Here is a 17,179-nt window from a genome sequence, read left to right on the forward strand (position 1 = left end):
CCCCCCCCCCCCCCCCCCCCTTTTTTTTTTTCAAGCACAACCCGGCATACGACATCATGCCTTGTCTGGTGGGCTCGGAGATGTGTATAAGAGCCCGGGGTGGGGGCGAAATGGGGGCCCCTTGGGACGCTAGGTGGAGCCGCGAGGGTCCCGTAAGTGTCGCCGGGCGGGCTTACAGTTGCGACGTGTTCGTCGTCGACGGTCGGGTGATCTACAGCGCCTCCGACCTTGCAGCCGCGGCCCGCTGCGAGTACGCGCTGCTGCGCTCGTTCGACGCCCAGCTCGGCTGGGGCCCGCCGGTCGCCGTGGAAGACGAATTGCTCACGCGCACAGCCAAACTCGGCGGTGAGCATGAGCAACGCCACCTCGACGAGCTGCGCGATCTTTCGCCGGACAACGTCGCTGTCATCGGCAGGCCCAACTACACCGTCGACGGGCTCACCGCCGCCGCCGAGGCCACGCTGCAGGCGGTTCGCCGCCGCGCCCCGGTCATCTACCAGGCCGCGATGTTCGACGGCCGCTTCGTCGGGTTCGCCGACTTCCTCCTCTTCGACGGCGAGCGCTACCGGCTGCGCGACACGAAGCTGGCCCGCTCGGTCAAGGTCGAGGCGCTTCTCCAGCTGGCGGCCTACGCCGAGACGCTGACCGCGACGGGAGTGCCCGTCAGCGACGAGGTCGAGCTCGTACTCGGCGACACCGCCACCGTCGGCTACCGCGTCGACGAACTCGTGCCCGTCTACCGGCCCCGCCGCGCGGCCCTGCAGAGCCTGCTCGACCGGCACCTGGCCGGCGGTACGGCGGTGCGGTGGGAGGACGAGGAGGTCCGCGCCTGCTTCCGCTGCCCGGAGTGCACGACGCAGGTGCGCGAACACGACGACCTGCTGCTCGTCGCGGGCATGCGGGCCAGTCAACGGGCCCGCTTCATCGACGCGGGCATCACCACGATGACCGAGCTCGCCCGGCATGAAGGCCCGGTCCCGGAACTGCCCGCACGGGCCACCGCCGCGTTGACCGCCCAGGCCCGCCTGCAGACCGCACCGCGGATCGACGGCAAGCCGCCGGTCGAGGTAATCGACAGCCAGCCGCTGAACCTGCTGCCCGACCCCGACAAGGGCGATCTGTTCTTCGACTTCGAAGGCGACCCACTGTGGACCGCCGACGGTCGGCAGTGGGGTCTGGAGTACCTGTGGGGCGTGCTCGAGGTCGGCGGGGCGTTTCGGCCGCTGTGGGCGCACGACCGGGAAAGCGAACGCCAAGCCCTCGTCGACTTCCTCGCGATGGTGCGCAGGCGCCGCAAGCGCTACCCGAACATGCACATCTACCACTACGCGCCCTATGAGAAGACGGCGCTGCTGCGGCTGGCCGGCCGCTACGGCGTCGGCGAGGACGAAGTCGACGACCTGCTGCGCAGCGGTGTGCTCGTCGACCTTTATCCCCTTGTGCGCAAATGCATTCGGGTTGGCGCCGAGAACTACAGCCTCAAGTCGCTGGAACCTCTGTACATGGGCGCCGAGCTGCGCACCGGCGACGTCACCACCGCCGCCGACTCGATCAACCAGTACGCCCGCTACTGCGACCTGCGCGCCGACGGACGCGACGAGGAAGCCGAGATCGCGCTCAAACAGATCGAGGAGTACAACCGCTACGACTGCCGGTCCACCCACCGGCTGCGCGACTGGCTGATCAAGATCGCCATCGAATCCGCCGTGCCTCCCCTCGGCCCGCAACAGGTGGGCGACGGGGTCGCGGCCGAGGACACCGACGACCTGGCCCGCACATTGCTGGCCTTCGCCGGCGATGGCGTCGATGGCCGCACCCCCGAGCAGACGGCGGTGGCACTGGTGGCGGCGGCGCGCGGCTATCACCGGCGCGAGGACAAGCCGTTCTGGTGGGCGCATTTCGACCGGTTGAACAATCCGGTCGACGAATGGGGCGACACCACCGACGTGTTTCTCGTCGAGAAGGCCGAAGTCGTCAAGGACTGGCACATTCCGTCACGTGCGCGGAAGAACCAGCGGTGGGTCAAGCTGACCGGCGCGCTGGAGGCCGGCGGCCTCGCCCGCGAGGTGTTCGCGCTGTACGACCCGCCGTCGCCGTCTGGTCTGTCCGACAATCCGGACCGGCGCGCCGCGGGCAACGCCGAGATCGTCGGCGTCGACGACGACAACGTCCCGACCGAGGTGACCATCTGCGAGCGCGAACCCGCTGACGGGCCGTTCACCCAGGTGCCGTTCGCGCTGACGCCGCGGTCGATCGTCGGCACGAAGAAACTGCGCGAGTCGATCGACACCTTCGCCGCGCACGTCTGCGACGGTCTGCCCGCGCTGCCCGACAACGCCGTCATGGACATCCTGTTGCGCCGCGCCCCGCGCACCCGCAGCGGCGCCCCGCTGCCGCACACCGGCAACACCGTGACCGATATCACCGCCGCGCTGCTCGACCTCGACAACTCCTACCTCGCCGTACACGGCCCGCCCGGCACCGGCAAGACGTACACGGCCGCCAGAATCATCGCGTCGCTGGTCAACAACCATCAATGGCGCGTCGGTGTGGTCGCGCAGTCGCACGCCGTCGTCGAGAACCTGTTCCGCGACCTGGTCAAGGCCGAGGTCGACCCGGCACGCATCGGCAAGAAGGACACCGCCGCCGACAACCCGTGGCAACGGGTCGACAAGGACAATTACGCCGCGTTCATCGCGACTACGCCCGGCTGCATAATCGGCGGCACCGCATGGGATTTCGCCAACGACGATCGCGTCGACGCGGCCAGCCTCGACCTGCTGGTCGTCGAGGAGGCCGGTCAGTTCTGCCTGGCCAACACCATCGCGGTGGCCCGCGCGGCCAACAACCTGATGCTGCTCGGCGATCCGCAGCAGCTGCCGCAGGTCAGCCAGGGCCACCATCCCGAACCGGTCGACGCGTCCGCGCTCGGCTGGCTGGTGAACGGCCACCGCACACTGCCCGAGCAGTTCGGCTACTTCCTCGACCGCTCGTATCGCATGCATCCCGCTGTGTGCGAAAGGGTTTCGCGACTGGCCTACGAGGGACGGCTGGGCTCGGAAGAAAGCCACACCGCCGCGCGACGCCTCGACGGTTTCCCGCCGGGAGTGCGCGTGCTGACCGTCGCCCACGACGGCAACTCGACCAGCAGCCCCGAGGAAGCCGCGCGAATCGTGGCCGAGATCCGGCGATTGCTCGGTACGGAGTGGACCGACGAGGACGGCCGCCGCCAACTGGGTCAGCACGACGTGTTGGTCGTGGCCCCCTACAACGCGCAGGTGTTGCTGCTGCGTGACGAACTCGACACGGCCGGGTTGGAAGGTGTCGACGTCGGAACCGTCGACAAGTTCCAGGGCCGCCAGGCGCCGGTCGTTTTCGTGTCGATGACGGCGTCATCAATTGACGATGTGCCGCGCGGAATCTCCTTCCTGCTCAACCGAAATCGGCTCAACGTCGCGGTGAGCCGGGCCAAGTACGCCAGCATCATCGTCCGCTCCGAAACGCTCACCGACTACCTGCCCTCCACACCGGACCGCCTGATCGAACTGGGGGCGTTCTTGTCGTTGTCGCGGTGTGATACACCGTTGGAGTGAGCAATACGCTGATCGACCGGCTGGCGGCAATCGTCGGCGCATCACAGGTCAGCGCAGACCCCGACGTGCTGGAAGGCCGTAGCCTCGACCACACTGGCCGTTACCGCGGACGGGCCAGCGCGCTGGTGCGACCGGGAACCACCGAGGAAGTCGCCGGGGTGCTGCGCGAATGCCGGGAGGCCGGCGTCCATGTGACGGTGCAGGGCGGGCGCACGTCTCTGGTCGCAGGCGCCGTGCCCGAGTACGACGATGTGCTGCTGTCCACGGAGCGGCTGACCGAAGTCGGCGCGGTCGACGCCGTCGATCGACGCGTCCGCGTGGGCGCCGGGGTGACGCTGGCTGCGGTGCAGCGGGCGGCGGCCAAGGCGGGCCTGGTCTTCGGCGTTGATCTGGCCGCGCGCGACTCCGCCACCGTCGGCGGCATGGCGTCGACGAACGCGGGCGGGCTGCGCACCGTGCGCTACGGCAACATGGGCGAACAGATCATCGGTCTCGAAGTGGTGCTGCCGGACGGCTCAATTGTGCACCGGCACAGCGAAGTTCGCCGCGACAACACCGGCTACGACCTGGCCGCGCTGTTCGTCGGCGCCGAAGGCACCCTCGGCGTGATCACCGCGCTGGATTTGCGGCTGCACCCCACCCCGCCGCACCGAGTAACGGCGGTCTGCGGGTTCGACGACCTCGACGACCTTGTCGCCGCGGGCCGCGAATTCCGCGATATGGCCGCCATCGCCGCACTGGAATTGATCGATTCCCGCGCCAGCGCCCTGACCGCCGCGCACCTCGGCGTCGCGGCGCCCGTCGCCGGCGCGTGGCAGCTGCTGATCGAACTCGCCGCCGACACCGACCCCACCGAGCAGCTCGCCGATGCGCTGGAGAACGTAGCGCTGAGCGACGAACCCGCCGTCGGTGTCGACGCCGTCGCACAGCAACGGCTGTGGCAGGTCCGCGAATCGCTGGCCGAGATACTCGGTCTGTACGGGCCACCGCTGAAATTCGACGTGTCCTTGCCGCTTTCGGCGATATCGAGCTTCGCCGACGAATCCCGCGAGCTCGTCGCCGCGCACGCGCCGGATGCGATTCCGGTGCTGTTCGGCCACATCGGCGAGGGCAATCTGCACCTGAACGTGTTGCGGTGTCAGCTGGAGGGTGCGCGCGAAGCCGAGCTCTACGGCGCGATGATGGCGCTGATCGCCCGCTGCGGCGGCAATGTCAGTTCCGAACACGGCGTCGGCACCAGAAAGCGGGACTATGTGGGAATGTCGCGCACAGAGGCCGACATCGCGGCGATGCGAACGGTCAAGGCCGCGTTCGATCCCGCCGGCTATCTCAACGGCGCCGTGCTGTTCGACTAGTCGCCTCGCGAGTGCCGCCCGTACCGCCACACGTCATCGTCGCCGCGCGAGTGCTTCCCGTTGCCGCCGAACCTGAACGGCGGCCGATCGTCGGTCCGCCCGTGCCGCGAGGGACGCTCGTCGTCGGACTCGTCCGGGCTCTCGCGGTGGGCATGCTTGCCGAAGTTCAGCGGATAGTCCGGGCTGAGAACATCCGGCGTTCGCGGCGAGCTCGGCGGCTTGGCCTCCGGTTCCTCGCGCGGCACAAAACGGCTCAGCGGCTGAAACCGCTGCTGCTTGTCGACGTGAAAGCCATTGTGCGCGAACCCGATCGGCTCTACCGAGGGTTTGGGCAGCGGCACGTCGGACAGAAAGTCGAACAGGCTGCCTCTGCCGCGTGCCTCGGGCCGCGGGACTGACGGCGCCGACGGCTCCGGCCCGACGTCCGGCTCCCAGTCCACAGGCGACTCCGGCTCGCCAACAGGCGACTCCGGCTCCCAGTCCACAGGCGACTCCGGCTCGCCGGCGGGCTGCGGGTCGACGTCCGGCTCGGGGTCGACGGGGGGTCGCTCATCGGCGAGCAGGCTGCGCCACGCCGTGACGGGCTCGTCGTGCCACGTGTCGACGGGAGGCTTGGGCAGGTGCTCGTGACGCGCGGCCATCGGCTCGGTGTCCTCCTCGTCGACCTCCGCGGCCACCGGACCGACGAACTGCGCGACCGGCTCGACATCGCCGTGCTCGAGGATGAGCTCGACGTACTCGTCGTCATCGTCGTACTCGTCATCGTCGTACTCGTCATCGTCGTACTCGTCGTCGCCCCAGTAGTCGTCCTCGCCGGGCACATCGCCGCTGAGCACCCGCTGCGAGGTGAACCCGCGCAGAAACAGCGCGGCGATGATGCCGAACAACGCGATGAACGCGGGCAGCAGCAGCGACTGCGACATCGCGGCGGCGAACGGCGCATGCAGGAAGTCCGGTAGTTCTGTCACCGAACCTTCACCGACCGGTTCGTCGGCGCCGAACGGCATCTCGGCGCTCAGCCGCGTCGTCATGAACGCGGCCATGGCCGCACTGCCCAGCACCGAGCCGACCTGTCGGGTGGCGTTGTACACGCCGGAGCCGGCGCCGGCCACCTGCGGCGCCAGGTTGCGTGTCGCGGTGGCCGCGAGCGGCGACCAGATGAACGCCATGCCGACGCCGATCGCGGTCAGCGGCACCACGATCCGCCAGATCGCCGTCGTCGGCGTCATCTCCACCGACAGCCAGGTCATCGCGACCGCCAGCACCGAGAAGCCGAACCCGACGATCGGCCGCGGGTGGTAGCGGTCGACGAGCCGGCCGACCCACGGCGCCAGCGTGCCGTTCGCGATCGCCATCGGGCCGGTCAGCAGCGCCGCACGCGTCGGCGAAAGACCGCACACCGCTTGCGCATAGAACATGACCGGCAGAATCTGCGCGGTCACGACGAAGCCGATGGTCGCGACGCCGAGCGCGGACAGGCTGAAGTCGCGGTCGCGGAAGATGCCGAGCGGGATGAGCGGTTCGTTGCGGTTGGCCTGCTGCCAGAACACGAAGGCGGCCATGAAGCCGATCCCGAGCGCCACCATGCCCCACACCCACGGCGCCCACTGGTGTGACTGCCCTTCCTGCAGCGCGAAGACGATCAGGAACATGCCGATGCCGGACAGCAGCACGCCGAGCAGGTCGAAGCCGCGCTTCTGCGTCGGCAGCGTGGGCACCAGCCACATGGCCAGGCCGAATCCGATGACGCCGATCGGCACGTTGACGATGAAGATCCACTGCCAGCCGAGGCCGTCGACGAGCACGCCGCCGGCCAGCGGCCCGACCAGCGTGGCGACGCCGGCGGTGGTGCCCCAGACGCTCATCGCGACGCCCCGCCGCTCCGCGGGGAAAATACGGGTGATCGTCGACAGGGTCTGCGGGGTCAGCACCGCCGCGCCGACACCCTGCACCACGCGGGCGACGATCAACATGCCGATCGTCTGCGACAGCCCGCACCACAGCGATGCGGCGGTGAACACCGCGAGCCCGATCAGATAGAGGTTCTTCGGCCCGTACCGGTCACCGAGGCGGCCTGCGACCAGCAGGGGCACCGCGAAGCCGAGCAGGTAGGCGCTGGTCACCCAGATCACCGCGTCGTAACCGGCGCCGAGGCTCTCCATGATCGACGGATTGGCGACGGCCACGATGGTCGCGTCGACGAGGATCATGAAGAAGCCGACCATCATGGCCCACAGCGCATGCCACGGATTGGCGGCAGTGGCGGCCCCTCCCGCGGGCCGGCCTCGCAGCGCCGTGGTCATATCCCCACCTCGTCTTCGGCTCCTGTCGATGGTGTCGAGTTCTGTGGCCCGACGCCAGCCCAATGGACTGTTCTCAAGGACTCTACGAAGCTTCGCAGCCAGATGACCTGCACATCGGCGCCGAGTGGCAACTCGTTTCAGCGCGCGCGCAGCACGTCAAGCGCTTTGGTCCGACGGTACGGACCGATCATGACCGGGACAACTGTCCCGGAAACAACTGTGCCGCAGACTACGCCGGCTCGGCGAGCGCCCCCTCGGGCACCGTCTCGTCGGTGTCGGTGGAGGTGCCGACCGCCAGAAGGGCCAGCAGAGCAACCAGCGCACTGACCGCCATCACCGCGGCCAGCGCTAACTCGTCGTTGCCCAGCACGCCGACCAACGGGGCGACCGCGGCGCCGAGACCGAACTGGGCAGCGCCCAGCAGCGCCGCCGCGGTACCTCCCGCGTCGGGATGGCGTGACAAGGCGATGGCCGGCGCGTTGGGAATGACCAGGCCCATCGCGGCCAGAATCGCCCACACCGGCACCACGAAGCCCGCCAGTCCCCCGACCTCCGCGACCGCCAGCGCGACGAACACGCCGCCGGCCAGCAACGCCGCGGCCAACGCCCACAACGTGATCGACTGCGGGGTGAACCGCTTCAGCAGCACGACGTTGAACTGCGTCGCGCCGATCAACGCGACCGCTCCAGCGCCGAACACCAGCGCGAACGCCTGCTGGTCGAGCCCGTAGATGCCCTGCAGCACGAACGACGCCCCGGCGATGTAGGCGAACAGCCCCGACATGCCGAGCGCGGCGACCAGCACGAGGATCACGAACCGCGAGTCGCGCAGCAGTTCGACGTAGGTCGTGGCGATGCCGCGGACCTGCAACGGTCGGCGGTGTGTGGGCGCCAGCGTCTCGGGCAGGGCGAACGCCGCTACCAGCAGCAGCAGTCCGGCCAGCACCACCAGGGCGGTGAAAACCCAGTGCCACGACCCACGCAGCAGCACGGCGGCGCCCAGCGACGGCGCCACCACAGGCGCGACACCCAGCACGAGCATCAGCCGCGACAGCACAGTGGCCGCGGCCGAGCCGGCGAACAGATCGCTCACCACCGCGATGGCGACGACCATCGAAGCGGCCGCGCCGATGCCCTGCAACACCCGGGCCGACCCCAACACGGCGACGTTGGACGCCAGCATGCAGACCACCGATGCCGCCATGTGCACGACGATGCCCGCCATCAACGGCCGCCTACGGCCCAGCGAGTCGGACAGCGGCCCGACGATCAGCTGGCCCAGCGCCAGCCCGAGCAGCGTTCCCGTCAGCGTCAGCTGCACGATCGACGAGGACACCGACAAGTCGTCGGCGATCTTCGGCAGCGCGGGCAGGTACATGTCGATGGTCAATGGGCCGAGCGCCACCAGGACACCGAGCACGACGATCATCCGAACGCGCCCTGGTGCCTTTGAATTCATAACCGGCGATATTGCCACGCAAGTTGTTAGCACGCTGAATCAATAATTTCTTCCCGGCCGCACCCGTGAGCGAAGTCATAGCGGGCACTCTCGGTCTCGGTTGCGCGTTGAACAACCGTTAGCCTGAAGGCGACAGTGACGCCCATCGAGGAGGCCGCAATGCGTGCTCGGTCCAAAGCCAAGAGCCAGCTGCCGGCTACCCAAACGGGCGACGACCATCCCGGCGCCGCCGCGCGTGTTCTCACCGAGATCATCGAACGCGGCGCTCGGGTACAGGGCCCCGCGGTGCGCGCCTATATCGAGCGGCTCCGCGACGGCAACCCGGATGCCACCCCCGCCGAGATCGTCACCAAGCTGGAGAAGCAGTACCTGGCCGCGGTGATGGCCAGCGGCGCGGCGGTCGGCTCCGCGGCCGCCATCCCCGGCATCGGCACGCTGGCGGCGCTGTCCGCGGTCGCCGGCGAGACGGTGGTGTTCCTCGAGGCGACGGCGTTGTTCGTGCTCGCCGTCGCCGAGGTGCACGGCGTCCCGGCCGAGCATCGGGAGCGCAGGCGCGCGCTCGTGCTGGCCGTGCTGGTCGGCGAGGACAGCAAGGGTGCCATCGCCGATCTGCTCGGCCCAGGCCGGACCAAGGGGGCATGGCTCAGCGACGGAGCGGCAACGTTGCCGCTGCCCGCGGTGTCGCAGCTGAACTCGCGGCTGCTGCGCTACTTCGTCAAACGCTACGCACTCAAGCGGGGTGCGATCGCGTTCGGCAAGCTGCTGCCGGTCGGCATCGGCGCGGTGGTCGGCGGTGTCGGCAACCGGTTGATGGGCAAGCGCATCATCGAGAACGCCCGCGCGGCGTTCGGGCCGGCTCCGGCGCGGTGGCCGGCAAAACTGCATGTGCTGCCGTCGTCACAGGGCTGAAACGGCCCCGCGGCGATTAGCGCTCATGTGACGTCTGCGCATCGGTGAAGCGCTAGCCTTTAGGCGGCATCGATGCGGGGTAACCGCGGGCTGGAAGGGAAAAGAAGACAGACGGGCAGGGGTCCGCGCGGGCACTTGCCGAAAAAGAAGGAATCGAGGCGAGTAGCTGCCGTGAGCAGTTCAACTTCACCATTCGGACAGAACGAGTGGTTGGTCGAGGAGATGTATCGCAAGTTCCGCGAGGATCCCTCCTCGGTCGATCCGAGTTGGCATGAATTCCTAGTCGATTACTCGCCCGAGTCAACGTCAGTCGCATCCAGCGACACCAGCGACGGTCGGCGATCGGCACCCACGTCGCCGCCGGAACCGGCGCCTGCTCCCGCGCCGAAGCCCGCTCAAGCCAACGGCACGGCCCCTTCAGCGACCGAGAGCGCGCCTGCGAAACCCAAGCCCTCCGAGCCGAAGGCGACTGCCAAGGCGTCGACTGCCAAGGCCGAGAGCGCGCCGACGACACCCAAGCCTTCAGAGGCCAAGCCGGCCGAGGCCAAGCCGGCCGCGAAAGCACCTGCCACCGGCGGTGAGACGCAGCCGTTGCGGGGCGCGGCGGCGGCCGTCGTGAAGAACATGTCGGCCTCGCTCGAGGTGCCGACGGCAACCAGCGTGCGGGCCATCCCGGCCAAGTTGATGATCGACAACCGCACCGTCATCAACAACCACCTCAAGCGCGCCCGCGGCGGCAAGATCTCGTTCACCCACCTGATCGGGTACGCGGTCGTGCAGGCGGTCAAGAAGTTCCCGAACATGAACCGCCACTTCGCCGAGATCAACGGCAAACCGAACGCGGTGATGCCCGAGCACGTCAACCTCGGCCTGGCGATCGACCTTCCGGGCAAGGACGGCAACCGTCAACTCGTGGTGGCCGGCATCAAGGCCACCGAGACGATGCGGTTCGGTCAATTCATCGCCGCCTACGAGGACATCGTGCGACGTGCCCGCGACGGCAAGCTGACCGCCGAGGACTTCTCCGGCGTGACGATCTCACTGACCAACCCCGGCACGATCGGCACCGTGCATTCGGTGCCGCGGCTGATGCGCGGTCAGGGCGCGATCATCGGCGTCGGCGCCATGGAGTACCCGGCGGAGTTCCAGGGCGCGAGCGAAGAACGCATCGCCGAACTGGGCATCGGCAAACTGGTCACGCTGACGTCTACTTATGACCACCGCATCATCCAGGGCGCGGAGTCCGGTGACTTCCTGCGCACCGTGCACGAGTTGCTGCTCTCTGACGAGTTCTTCGACGAGATCTTCCATGAGCTGGGGATCCCATACGAGCCGGTGCGGTGGCGCACCGACAACCCCGACTCGATCGAGGACAAGAACGCACGCGTCATCGAGTTGATCGCGGCCTACCGCAACCGCGGACATCTGATGGCCGACATCGACCCGCTGCGCCTGGACAAGAGCCGCTTCCGCAGCCACCCCGACCTCGACGTCAACACCCACGGGTTGACGCTGTGGGACTTGGACCGCGAGTTCAAGGTCAACGGCTTCGCCGGGGCGGACCGCAAGAAGCTGCGTGATGTCCTCGGGCTGCTGCGTGATTCCTACTGCAGGCACGTCGGCGTCGAGTACACCCACATCCTCGAGCCCGAGCAGCAGAAGTGGATCGAGGAGCGCGTCGAGGTCAAGCACGAGAAGCCGACCGTCGCGCAGCAGAAGTACATCCTGTCCAAGCTCAACGCCGCCGAGGCGTTCGAAACCTTTCTGCAGACGAAATACGTTGGGCAGAAGCGCTTCTCGCTGGAGGGCGCGGAGACCGTCATTCCGATGATGGACGCCGTCATCGACCAGGCCGCCGAGCACGGTCTCGACGAGGTCGTCATCGGCATGCCGCACCGCGGCAGACTCAACGTGTTGGCCAATATCGTCGGCAAGCCGTACTCGCAGATCTTCTCTGAGTTCGAGGGCAACCTGAACCCCTCGCAGGCGCACGGATCCGGCGACGTCAAGTACCACCTGGGCGCCAACGGCACCTACATTCAGATGTTCGGCGACAACGACATTGCGGTGTCGCTGGTGGCCAACCCGTCACACCTGGAGGCCGTCGACCCGGTGCTGGAAGGCATCGTGCGGGCCAAGCAGGACGTGCTCGACAAGGGCGACGGTGACGACGCCTTCACCGTGGTGCCGCTGATGCTGCACGGCGACGCCGCGTTCGCCGGTCAGGGCGTGGTGGCTGAGACGCTGAACCTCGCGCTGCTGCGCGGATACCGCACCGGCGGCACGATCCACATCATCGTCAACAACCAGATCGGTTTCACCACTTCGCCTTCCGACGCCAAGTCCTCGGAGTATTGCACCGACGTCGCGAAGATGATCGGGGCGCCGATCTTCCACGTCAACGGCGACGATCCTGAGGCCGCGGTGTGGGTTGCCCGGCTGGCGATGGACTTCCGGCAGAAGTTCAAGAAGGACGTCGTCATCGACATGCTGTGCTACCGCCGTCGCGGACACAACGAGGGCGACGACCCGTCGATGACGCAGCCCGCCATGTATGACGCCATCGACACCAAGCGCGGTGTGCGCAAGACCTACACCGAAGCGCTGATCGGTCGCGGCGACATCTCGATGAAGGAAGCCGAAGACGCCCTGCGCGACTACCAGGGGCAGTTGGAACAGGTCTTCAACGAAGTCCGCGAACTCGAGAAACATCCCATCGAGCCCAGCGAATCGGTGGAGGCCGACCAGATGCTGCCCGCGGGCATGAACACCGCCGTGGACAAGTCGCTGTTGGCACGCATCGGCGACGCGCATCTTGCGGTGCCCGAGGGATTCACGGTGCACTCCAGGGTCAAACCGGTGCTGGAGAAGCGCCGCGAGATGGCCTACGAGGGCAAGATCGACTGGGCGTTCGCCGAATTGCTCGCGCTGGGATCGCTTATCGCAGAAGGCAAGCTGGTGCGGCTGTCCGGCCAGGACTCCCGGCGTGGCACGTTCACGCAGCGGCACGCCGTGATCATCGACCGCAAGACCGGCGCCGAGTTCACGCCTCTGCAGTTGCTGGCCACCAACACCGACGGGCAGCCGACCGGTGGCAAGTTCATGGTGTACGACTCGGCGCTGTCCGAATTCGCCGCCGTGGGCTTCGAATACGGCTACTCGGTGGGCAACCCCGACGCACTTGTGTTGTGGGAGGCGCAGTTCGGCGACTTCGTCAACGGCGCGCAGTCGATCATCGACGAGTTCATCTCCTCCGGCGAGGCCAAGTGGGGCCAGCTGTCCGACGTGGTGCTGCTGCTACCGCACGGCCACGAGGGTCAGGGCCCCGACCACACCTCGGGCCGTATCGAGCGGTTCCTGCAGCTGTGGGCCGAAGGTTCGATGACGATCGCGATGCCGTCGACCCCGGCGAACTACTTCCACCTGCTGCGCAGGCACGCGCTGGACGGCATCCACCGCCCGCTGATCGTGTTCACACCAAAGTCCATGCTGCGCAACAAGGCTGCAGTCAGCGACATCCGCGACTTCACCGAGCAGAAGTTCCGCTCGGTGCTCGAGGAGCCGACGTACACCGACGGTGACGGCGACCGCGACAAGGTGAAGCGGCTGTTGATGACCAGCGGCAAGCTCTACTACGAGCTGGTGGCGCGCAAGGCCAAGGACAAGCGCGACGACGTGGCGATCGTGCGCATCGAGCAGCTGGCGCCGCTGCCCAAGCGGCGGCTGAGCGAGACGCTGGACCGCTACCCCAACGTCGAGCAGTACTTCTGGGTGCAGGAGGAGCCGGCCAACCAGGGTGCCTGGCCGACCTTCGGCCTGACGCTGCCGGAGATGCTGCCCGAGAAGCTGACGGGGCTCAAGCGCATCTCGCGGCGGGCCATGTCGGCGCCGTCGTCGGGCTCGTCGAAGGTGCACGCGGTGGAGCAGCAGGAGATCATCGACGAGGCGTTCGCCTGACTTCCTTGCCGCGAGCGTGCGTGTCTGCGGCCGACACGCCGGGAGATTCCAGGAGAATACGCACGTTCGCGTACCCGAAGTGATCTGCGCAAGCCGAGCGAGTTCGAGCGCTTCGCGGCGGGGTTGGCGATCTGGGCCGTCGACACCGATCGCATGGCAGATAATCCAACCCATGACCTTGCGCCTTCCGGCGTTCACGCCGGCGCAGGAGAGCTTGTTTCTGACGCTGGGCGGAAGGGCGCTCGACAGCCGCCTGCCGCGTCCCTTCCTCGGCGACACCACTGCCGACGAGCTCCTTACGACAATCGGGTACGACCTCACGAAGTTCCCCACGATCAGCTCCACCAGGGTCGACCCGAGGGCCAAGGTCTTCGAAATTGCCGTGCGGGCCAAGAGGCTTGATGAGGTGGTTCGCCGGTTCGTCCTGCGGCACCCGGATGCCGTCGTGCTGGACTTGGGCGCCGGGTTGGACAGCAGGGTGTTCCGCGTCCGACCACCGCGCACTGTCCGCTGGTACGACGTTGACTTCCCAGAGGTGATCGCCCTCCGGTCACAGGTGCTGCCGAACCCAGCCAACGTTCACAGCATCGGCGCGGATGTGGTCGAGCCGAACTGGATCGACCAGGTGCCCAACGATCGTCCGGCTGTGATCGTGGCCGACGGCCTGGGAGCGTTTCTCACCAGGCACGACTTCGCGGACCTCCTGAACCGGCTGATCAGTCACTTCCCCAGCGGCGAACTGGTGTTCAACAGCTATACGACGTATGCCATCTGGCTGCTCAAGCACTCGCATGCAATGACCGCCATCGCAAGCGATGTGGTAAATCCCGGTTTCAACGACCCCCATGACCCCGAAAGATGGGTCGACGGCCTCGAACTCGTCGACGAGATGTTCCTGGCGCGGGCACCCGAGGTGGCCGGCCTGCCGCGGGCTTGGCGCTTGGCGTCGCGGCTCGCGGGCCGCACTTCGGCCACTTCGAGGATGATCGGCACAGTGGTGCTGCGCTATCGCTTCTAATTCCTTGCGCGGAGTCTGATCAGACTAATGTGTAGTCGCTCAACGGAAATCGCAATTGCTCCTTGACGGCGTTGCTCACCGATGTGGGCCGGAACAGCGGCGCTTCTCCCGCCGCGTTGAACCAGTACGACCGGGAGTTTACACAATTGCCGAGGTAGAACACCGAATCGTCAAGCAACTCTGTCATTTGATCGAGGAAACGAGCGTTGGCTTCCTCGGTGACCTCGAACGTGCGAGCACCGCGGTTCTGTACTTCGCCAAGCAGCCGAGCGATGTGGCGCATTTGATATTCCACGGTGTTGAACCACGACAATCCTACCCACGCGTAGGGGCTGGCCAAGGTGAGGAAGTTCGGAAAATAGGGCACCGAAACACCTTCGTAGGCTTGGAACCGGTTCTCCCGCCACCATTTTCCCAAATCCCTTCCGTCACGACCGATCACCTCGAGCGCCGGCAAGTTGACGTCCCACACGTCGAAGCCGGTGGCGAGCACCAGTGTGTCGATGAACCGTTTGCTTCCGTCACGAGCAACGACTCCATCGGGCTCGATCCTTTCGATGCCGCAATTCACAAGGCGTACATGCGGCTTGGCGAACGTACGGTAATAGGTGTTGGACATGGTCGGACGTTTGCAGCCGAAGTCGTAATCGGGAGTCAGCTTGCGGCGCAATTCCTTGTCGCGGATCGACAGGAAGCGATGCACCGCGCATAAGGTTGACGCGCCGATGTTGAGGCCTTTGAAATGGCGGTATTTCCACATCGCCAGCACCATGACGGCGTCCACGGTCGTGTCCGTGAACCACCGCACGAGTCGCTGAGTGAACGGCATTCGGGCGAAAAGCCGTTGCACTGCAGAAGGAAACGCGAAGTCGATTTTCGGCAGCACCCAAATCGGTGTGCGTTGATACACGGTCAGCTCGGAAACGCACTTGGCGAGTTCAGGGATGACCTGTACGCCGGTGGAGCCGGTTCCGATTACTCCGACGGCGCGCCCTTCGAGGACGTAGCTGTCGTCCCATGCCGCAGTGTGGATGACACGTCCGGCGAACGTCTCGATGCCGGGGATGTCCGGTCTGCGTGGTTGAGATAAGAAGCCGGTGGCTGCGATGAGGAACTGGGCGCTCAGCGTCTCACCACCGGAGAGCGCAACACGCCAAAGCTGCGTCTCGTCATCCCACCGGGCGCCTTCCACGTTGCTGTTGAAGCGGATTACGCGGCGCACGTCGTATTTGTCGACCACATGCTCGGCGTATTTCTTCAACTCTGGACCTGGCGCATACAACCGGGACCAATACGGATTGGGCTCGAACCAATAGGAATACGTCGTCGAGGGACAATCAACGGTAAGTCCCGGATACCGGTTGACGTGCCAGGTTCCCCCCAGCTCATCCTCGCGCTCGAGAATCACAATATTGTCGTAGCCCAGACGGTGCAGCTGGATCGCCGCACCGATTCCGCCGAACCCTGCCCCGACAATGACAACGTCGAAATAGTTCGCGCTCATCAACTGCTACCCACCTGGCTTCCCCGCCCGTCGACCCGGGCAGATCAGAGGATCCGTCGCTGGCCTAAGGCGATGACGTAGCACCACGATAGACCCGCGGGGTCGGCTTGACGTCAGGTTGGAGAACTCTCCAGCGGGTATCGCGACGGGGTAGTCCCCGACACGATTAGCCGTTCTAACTCAGCGGAATTGGCTAGCTGTCGGTCTGTGAGTAAGCGGTGGTCCGCGCAGTTCTGTTGTACTTATAGCCCCTGAGTGCCGAGCCAAGAATGAATTCGTTCGGCGACAGCAGGCCAGCCGCTCTCGAGCATCATGTCGTGGCCCATGTTGGGGAAGATCTCTGCTTGCGTGCGATACGCATGTGCTGTTGCGTGGACTTCTCTTGCGGTCACCGAGCCGTCATTGCCGGCCCCGAGGACCAGCAGCGTCGTAGTCACACGGCGAGGGCGCGGCAGGTTGAGCAGGCCGTCGACTGCGGCTCGCGTGCTTTCTTCTTGAAGCCGCGTGGCGTATTTCGAGACGTGCGAGTCCGGCGTGTGCGCGCAGAAGAATCGCTCTCGGGCAAGTCGGGGTGTGCTGACGTAGGCCAAGGACCTGCCGGTCATCGCTACTCGCGCGAAATCCCACGGGTGTCGTTTCATCCAGCGCAGGCCGGACCCGAGGTATCCGCGCGGGGGTGTCGACGCCATCAATACCGCCGCGGGAGCGTCATTTGACTCCAGGTACTTCTGCACGACGAATCCGCCCATGGAGTGGCCGATCACCACTGGCCTTCGCGGGAGATTGTCGGCCACTGACGCGACATCCTCGACATAGTCGGCGACCGAACAGATGCGCAGCGGTTTGGAAGTCGAGCTGCCGCCGTGGCCGCGGAGGCTGACGGCGAGGGCGCGATAACCCTCGTCCGCAAAGAAGCTCAGAAAGTGTTCGTCCCAACACCATGCCGCATGCCACGCCCCGTGGACGAAGAGCAGCGGTGCAGGATGACGTTCGCTGAGGGCTCCCTTGTCGATCACCTCGAGCATGTCACCAAGCGTAAGTGCCACTGACCCCGTTGGGGTGAGGTTCCGACCGGCCGCGG

At 66.5% G+C, this 17,179-nt stretch carries 9 protein-coding genes; 5 read left to right on the plus strand and 4 right to left on the minus strand.

The features are described from left to right. The first annotated feature begins 185 nt into the window (after positions 1-185). Both CQY20_RS25130 and CQY20_RS25135 read left to right on the plus strand, forming a co-directional pair. On the plus strand, positions 186-3,593 hold the full coding sequence (locus CQY20_RS25130; RefSeq protein ID WP_174814773.1) for a TM0106 family RecB-like putative nuclease: 3,408 nt from the start codon (positions 186-188) through the stop codon (positions 3,591-3,593). Next, the gene (locus CQY20_RS25135; RefSeq protein ID WP_097942793.1) at positions 3,590-4,948 is read left to right on the plus strand and encodes an FAD-binding oxidoreductase; all 1,359 of its coding nucleotides are present in this window, start codon (positions 3,590-3,592) and stop codon (positions 4,946-4,948) included. The genes CQY20_RS25130 and CQY20_RS25135 overlap by 4 nt, the downstream gene beginning before the upstream one ends. Here the strand turns inward: CQY20_RS25135 and CQY20_RS36230 are convergent. Both CQY20_RS36230 and CQY20_RS25145 read right to left on the minus strand, forming a co-directional pair. Beyond that, positions 4,945-7,251, minus strand: a complete 2,307-nt coding sequence (locus CQY20_RS36230; protein ID WP_097942794.1) for a DHA2 family efflux MFS transporter permease subunit — start codon at positions 7,249-7,251, stop codon at positions 4,945-4,947. The genes CQY20_RS25135 and CQY20_RS36230 overlap by 4 nt on opposite strands. A 229-nt stretch (positions 7,252-7,480) precedes the next feature. Then, a complete protein-coding gene (locus CQY20_RS25145; protein WP_174814772.1) occupies positions 7,481-8,680 on the minus strand; it encodes a Bcr/CflA family efflux MFS transporter in 1,200 nt (399 codons plus the stop codon). A 189-nt stretch (positions 8,681-8,869) separates the two neighbouring features. On the opposite strand from CQY20_RS25145, the gene CQY20_RS25150 reads away from it, so the two are divergent. The 3 genes from CQY20_RS25150 (at position 8,870) to CQY20_RS25160 (ending at position 14,594) form a co-directional block, all read left to right on the plus strand. After that, positions 8,870-9,619, plus strand: a complete 750-nt coding sequence (locus CQY20_RS25150) for a hypothetical protein (protein ID WP_097942807.1) — start codon at positions 8,870-8,872, stop codon at positions 9,617-9,619. Positions 9,620-9,790: 171 nt separating this feature from the next. Next, positions 9,791-13,576: a multifunctional oxoglutarate decarboxylase/oxoglutarate dehydrogenase thiamine pyrophosphate-binding subunit/dihydrolipoyllysine-residue succinyltransferase subunit gene (locus CQY20_RS25155; protein ID WP_097942796.1), complete on the plus strand. Its 3,786-nt coding sequence runs from the start codon at positions 9,791-9,793 to the stop codon at positions 13,574-13,576. A gap of 172 nt (positions 13,577-13,748) precedes the next feature. Further along, on the plus strand, positions 13,749-14,594 hold the full coding sequence (locus CQY20_RS25160) for a class I SAM-dependent methyltransferase (RefSeq protein ID WP_097942797.1): 846 nt from the start codon (positions 13,749-13,751) through the stop codon (positions 14,592-14,594). Positions 14,595-14,613: 19 nt separating this feature from the next. On the opposite strand, the gene CQY20_RS25165 is transcribed toward CQY20_RS25160, so the two are convergent. Both CQY20_RS25165 and CQY20_RS25170 read right to left on the minus strand, forming a co-directional pair. After that, entirely contained in the window at positions 14,614-16,098 is a 1,485-nt protein-coding gene (locus CQY20_RS25165) for a flavin-containing monooxygenase (RefSeq protein WP_097942798.1), read from the minus strand. 242 nt (positions 16,099-16,340) lie between these two features. Continuing rightward, positions 16,341-17,123 carry an alpha/beta hydrolase gene (locus CQY20_RS25170; protein ID WP_097942808.1) on the minus strand — a complete coding sequence of 261 codons (783 nt, stop codon included), beginning with the start codon at positions 17,121-17,123 and terminating at the stop codon, positions 16,341-16,343. Positions 17,124-17,179: the final 56 nt, after the last annotated feature.

The sequence above is a fragment of the Mycolicibacterium agri genome (genome assembly GCF_002553505.1).
Classification (GTDB): domain Bacteria; phylum Actinomycetota; class Actinomycetes; order Mycobacteriales; family Mycobacteriaceae; genus Mycobacterium; species Mycobacterium agri.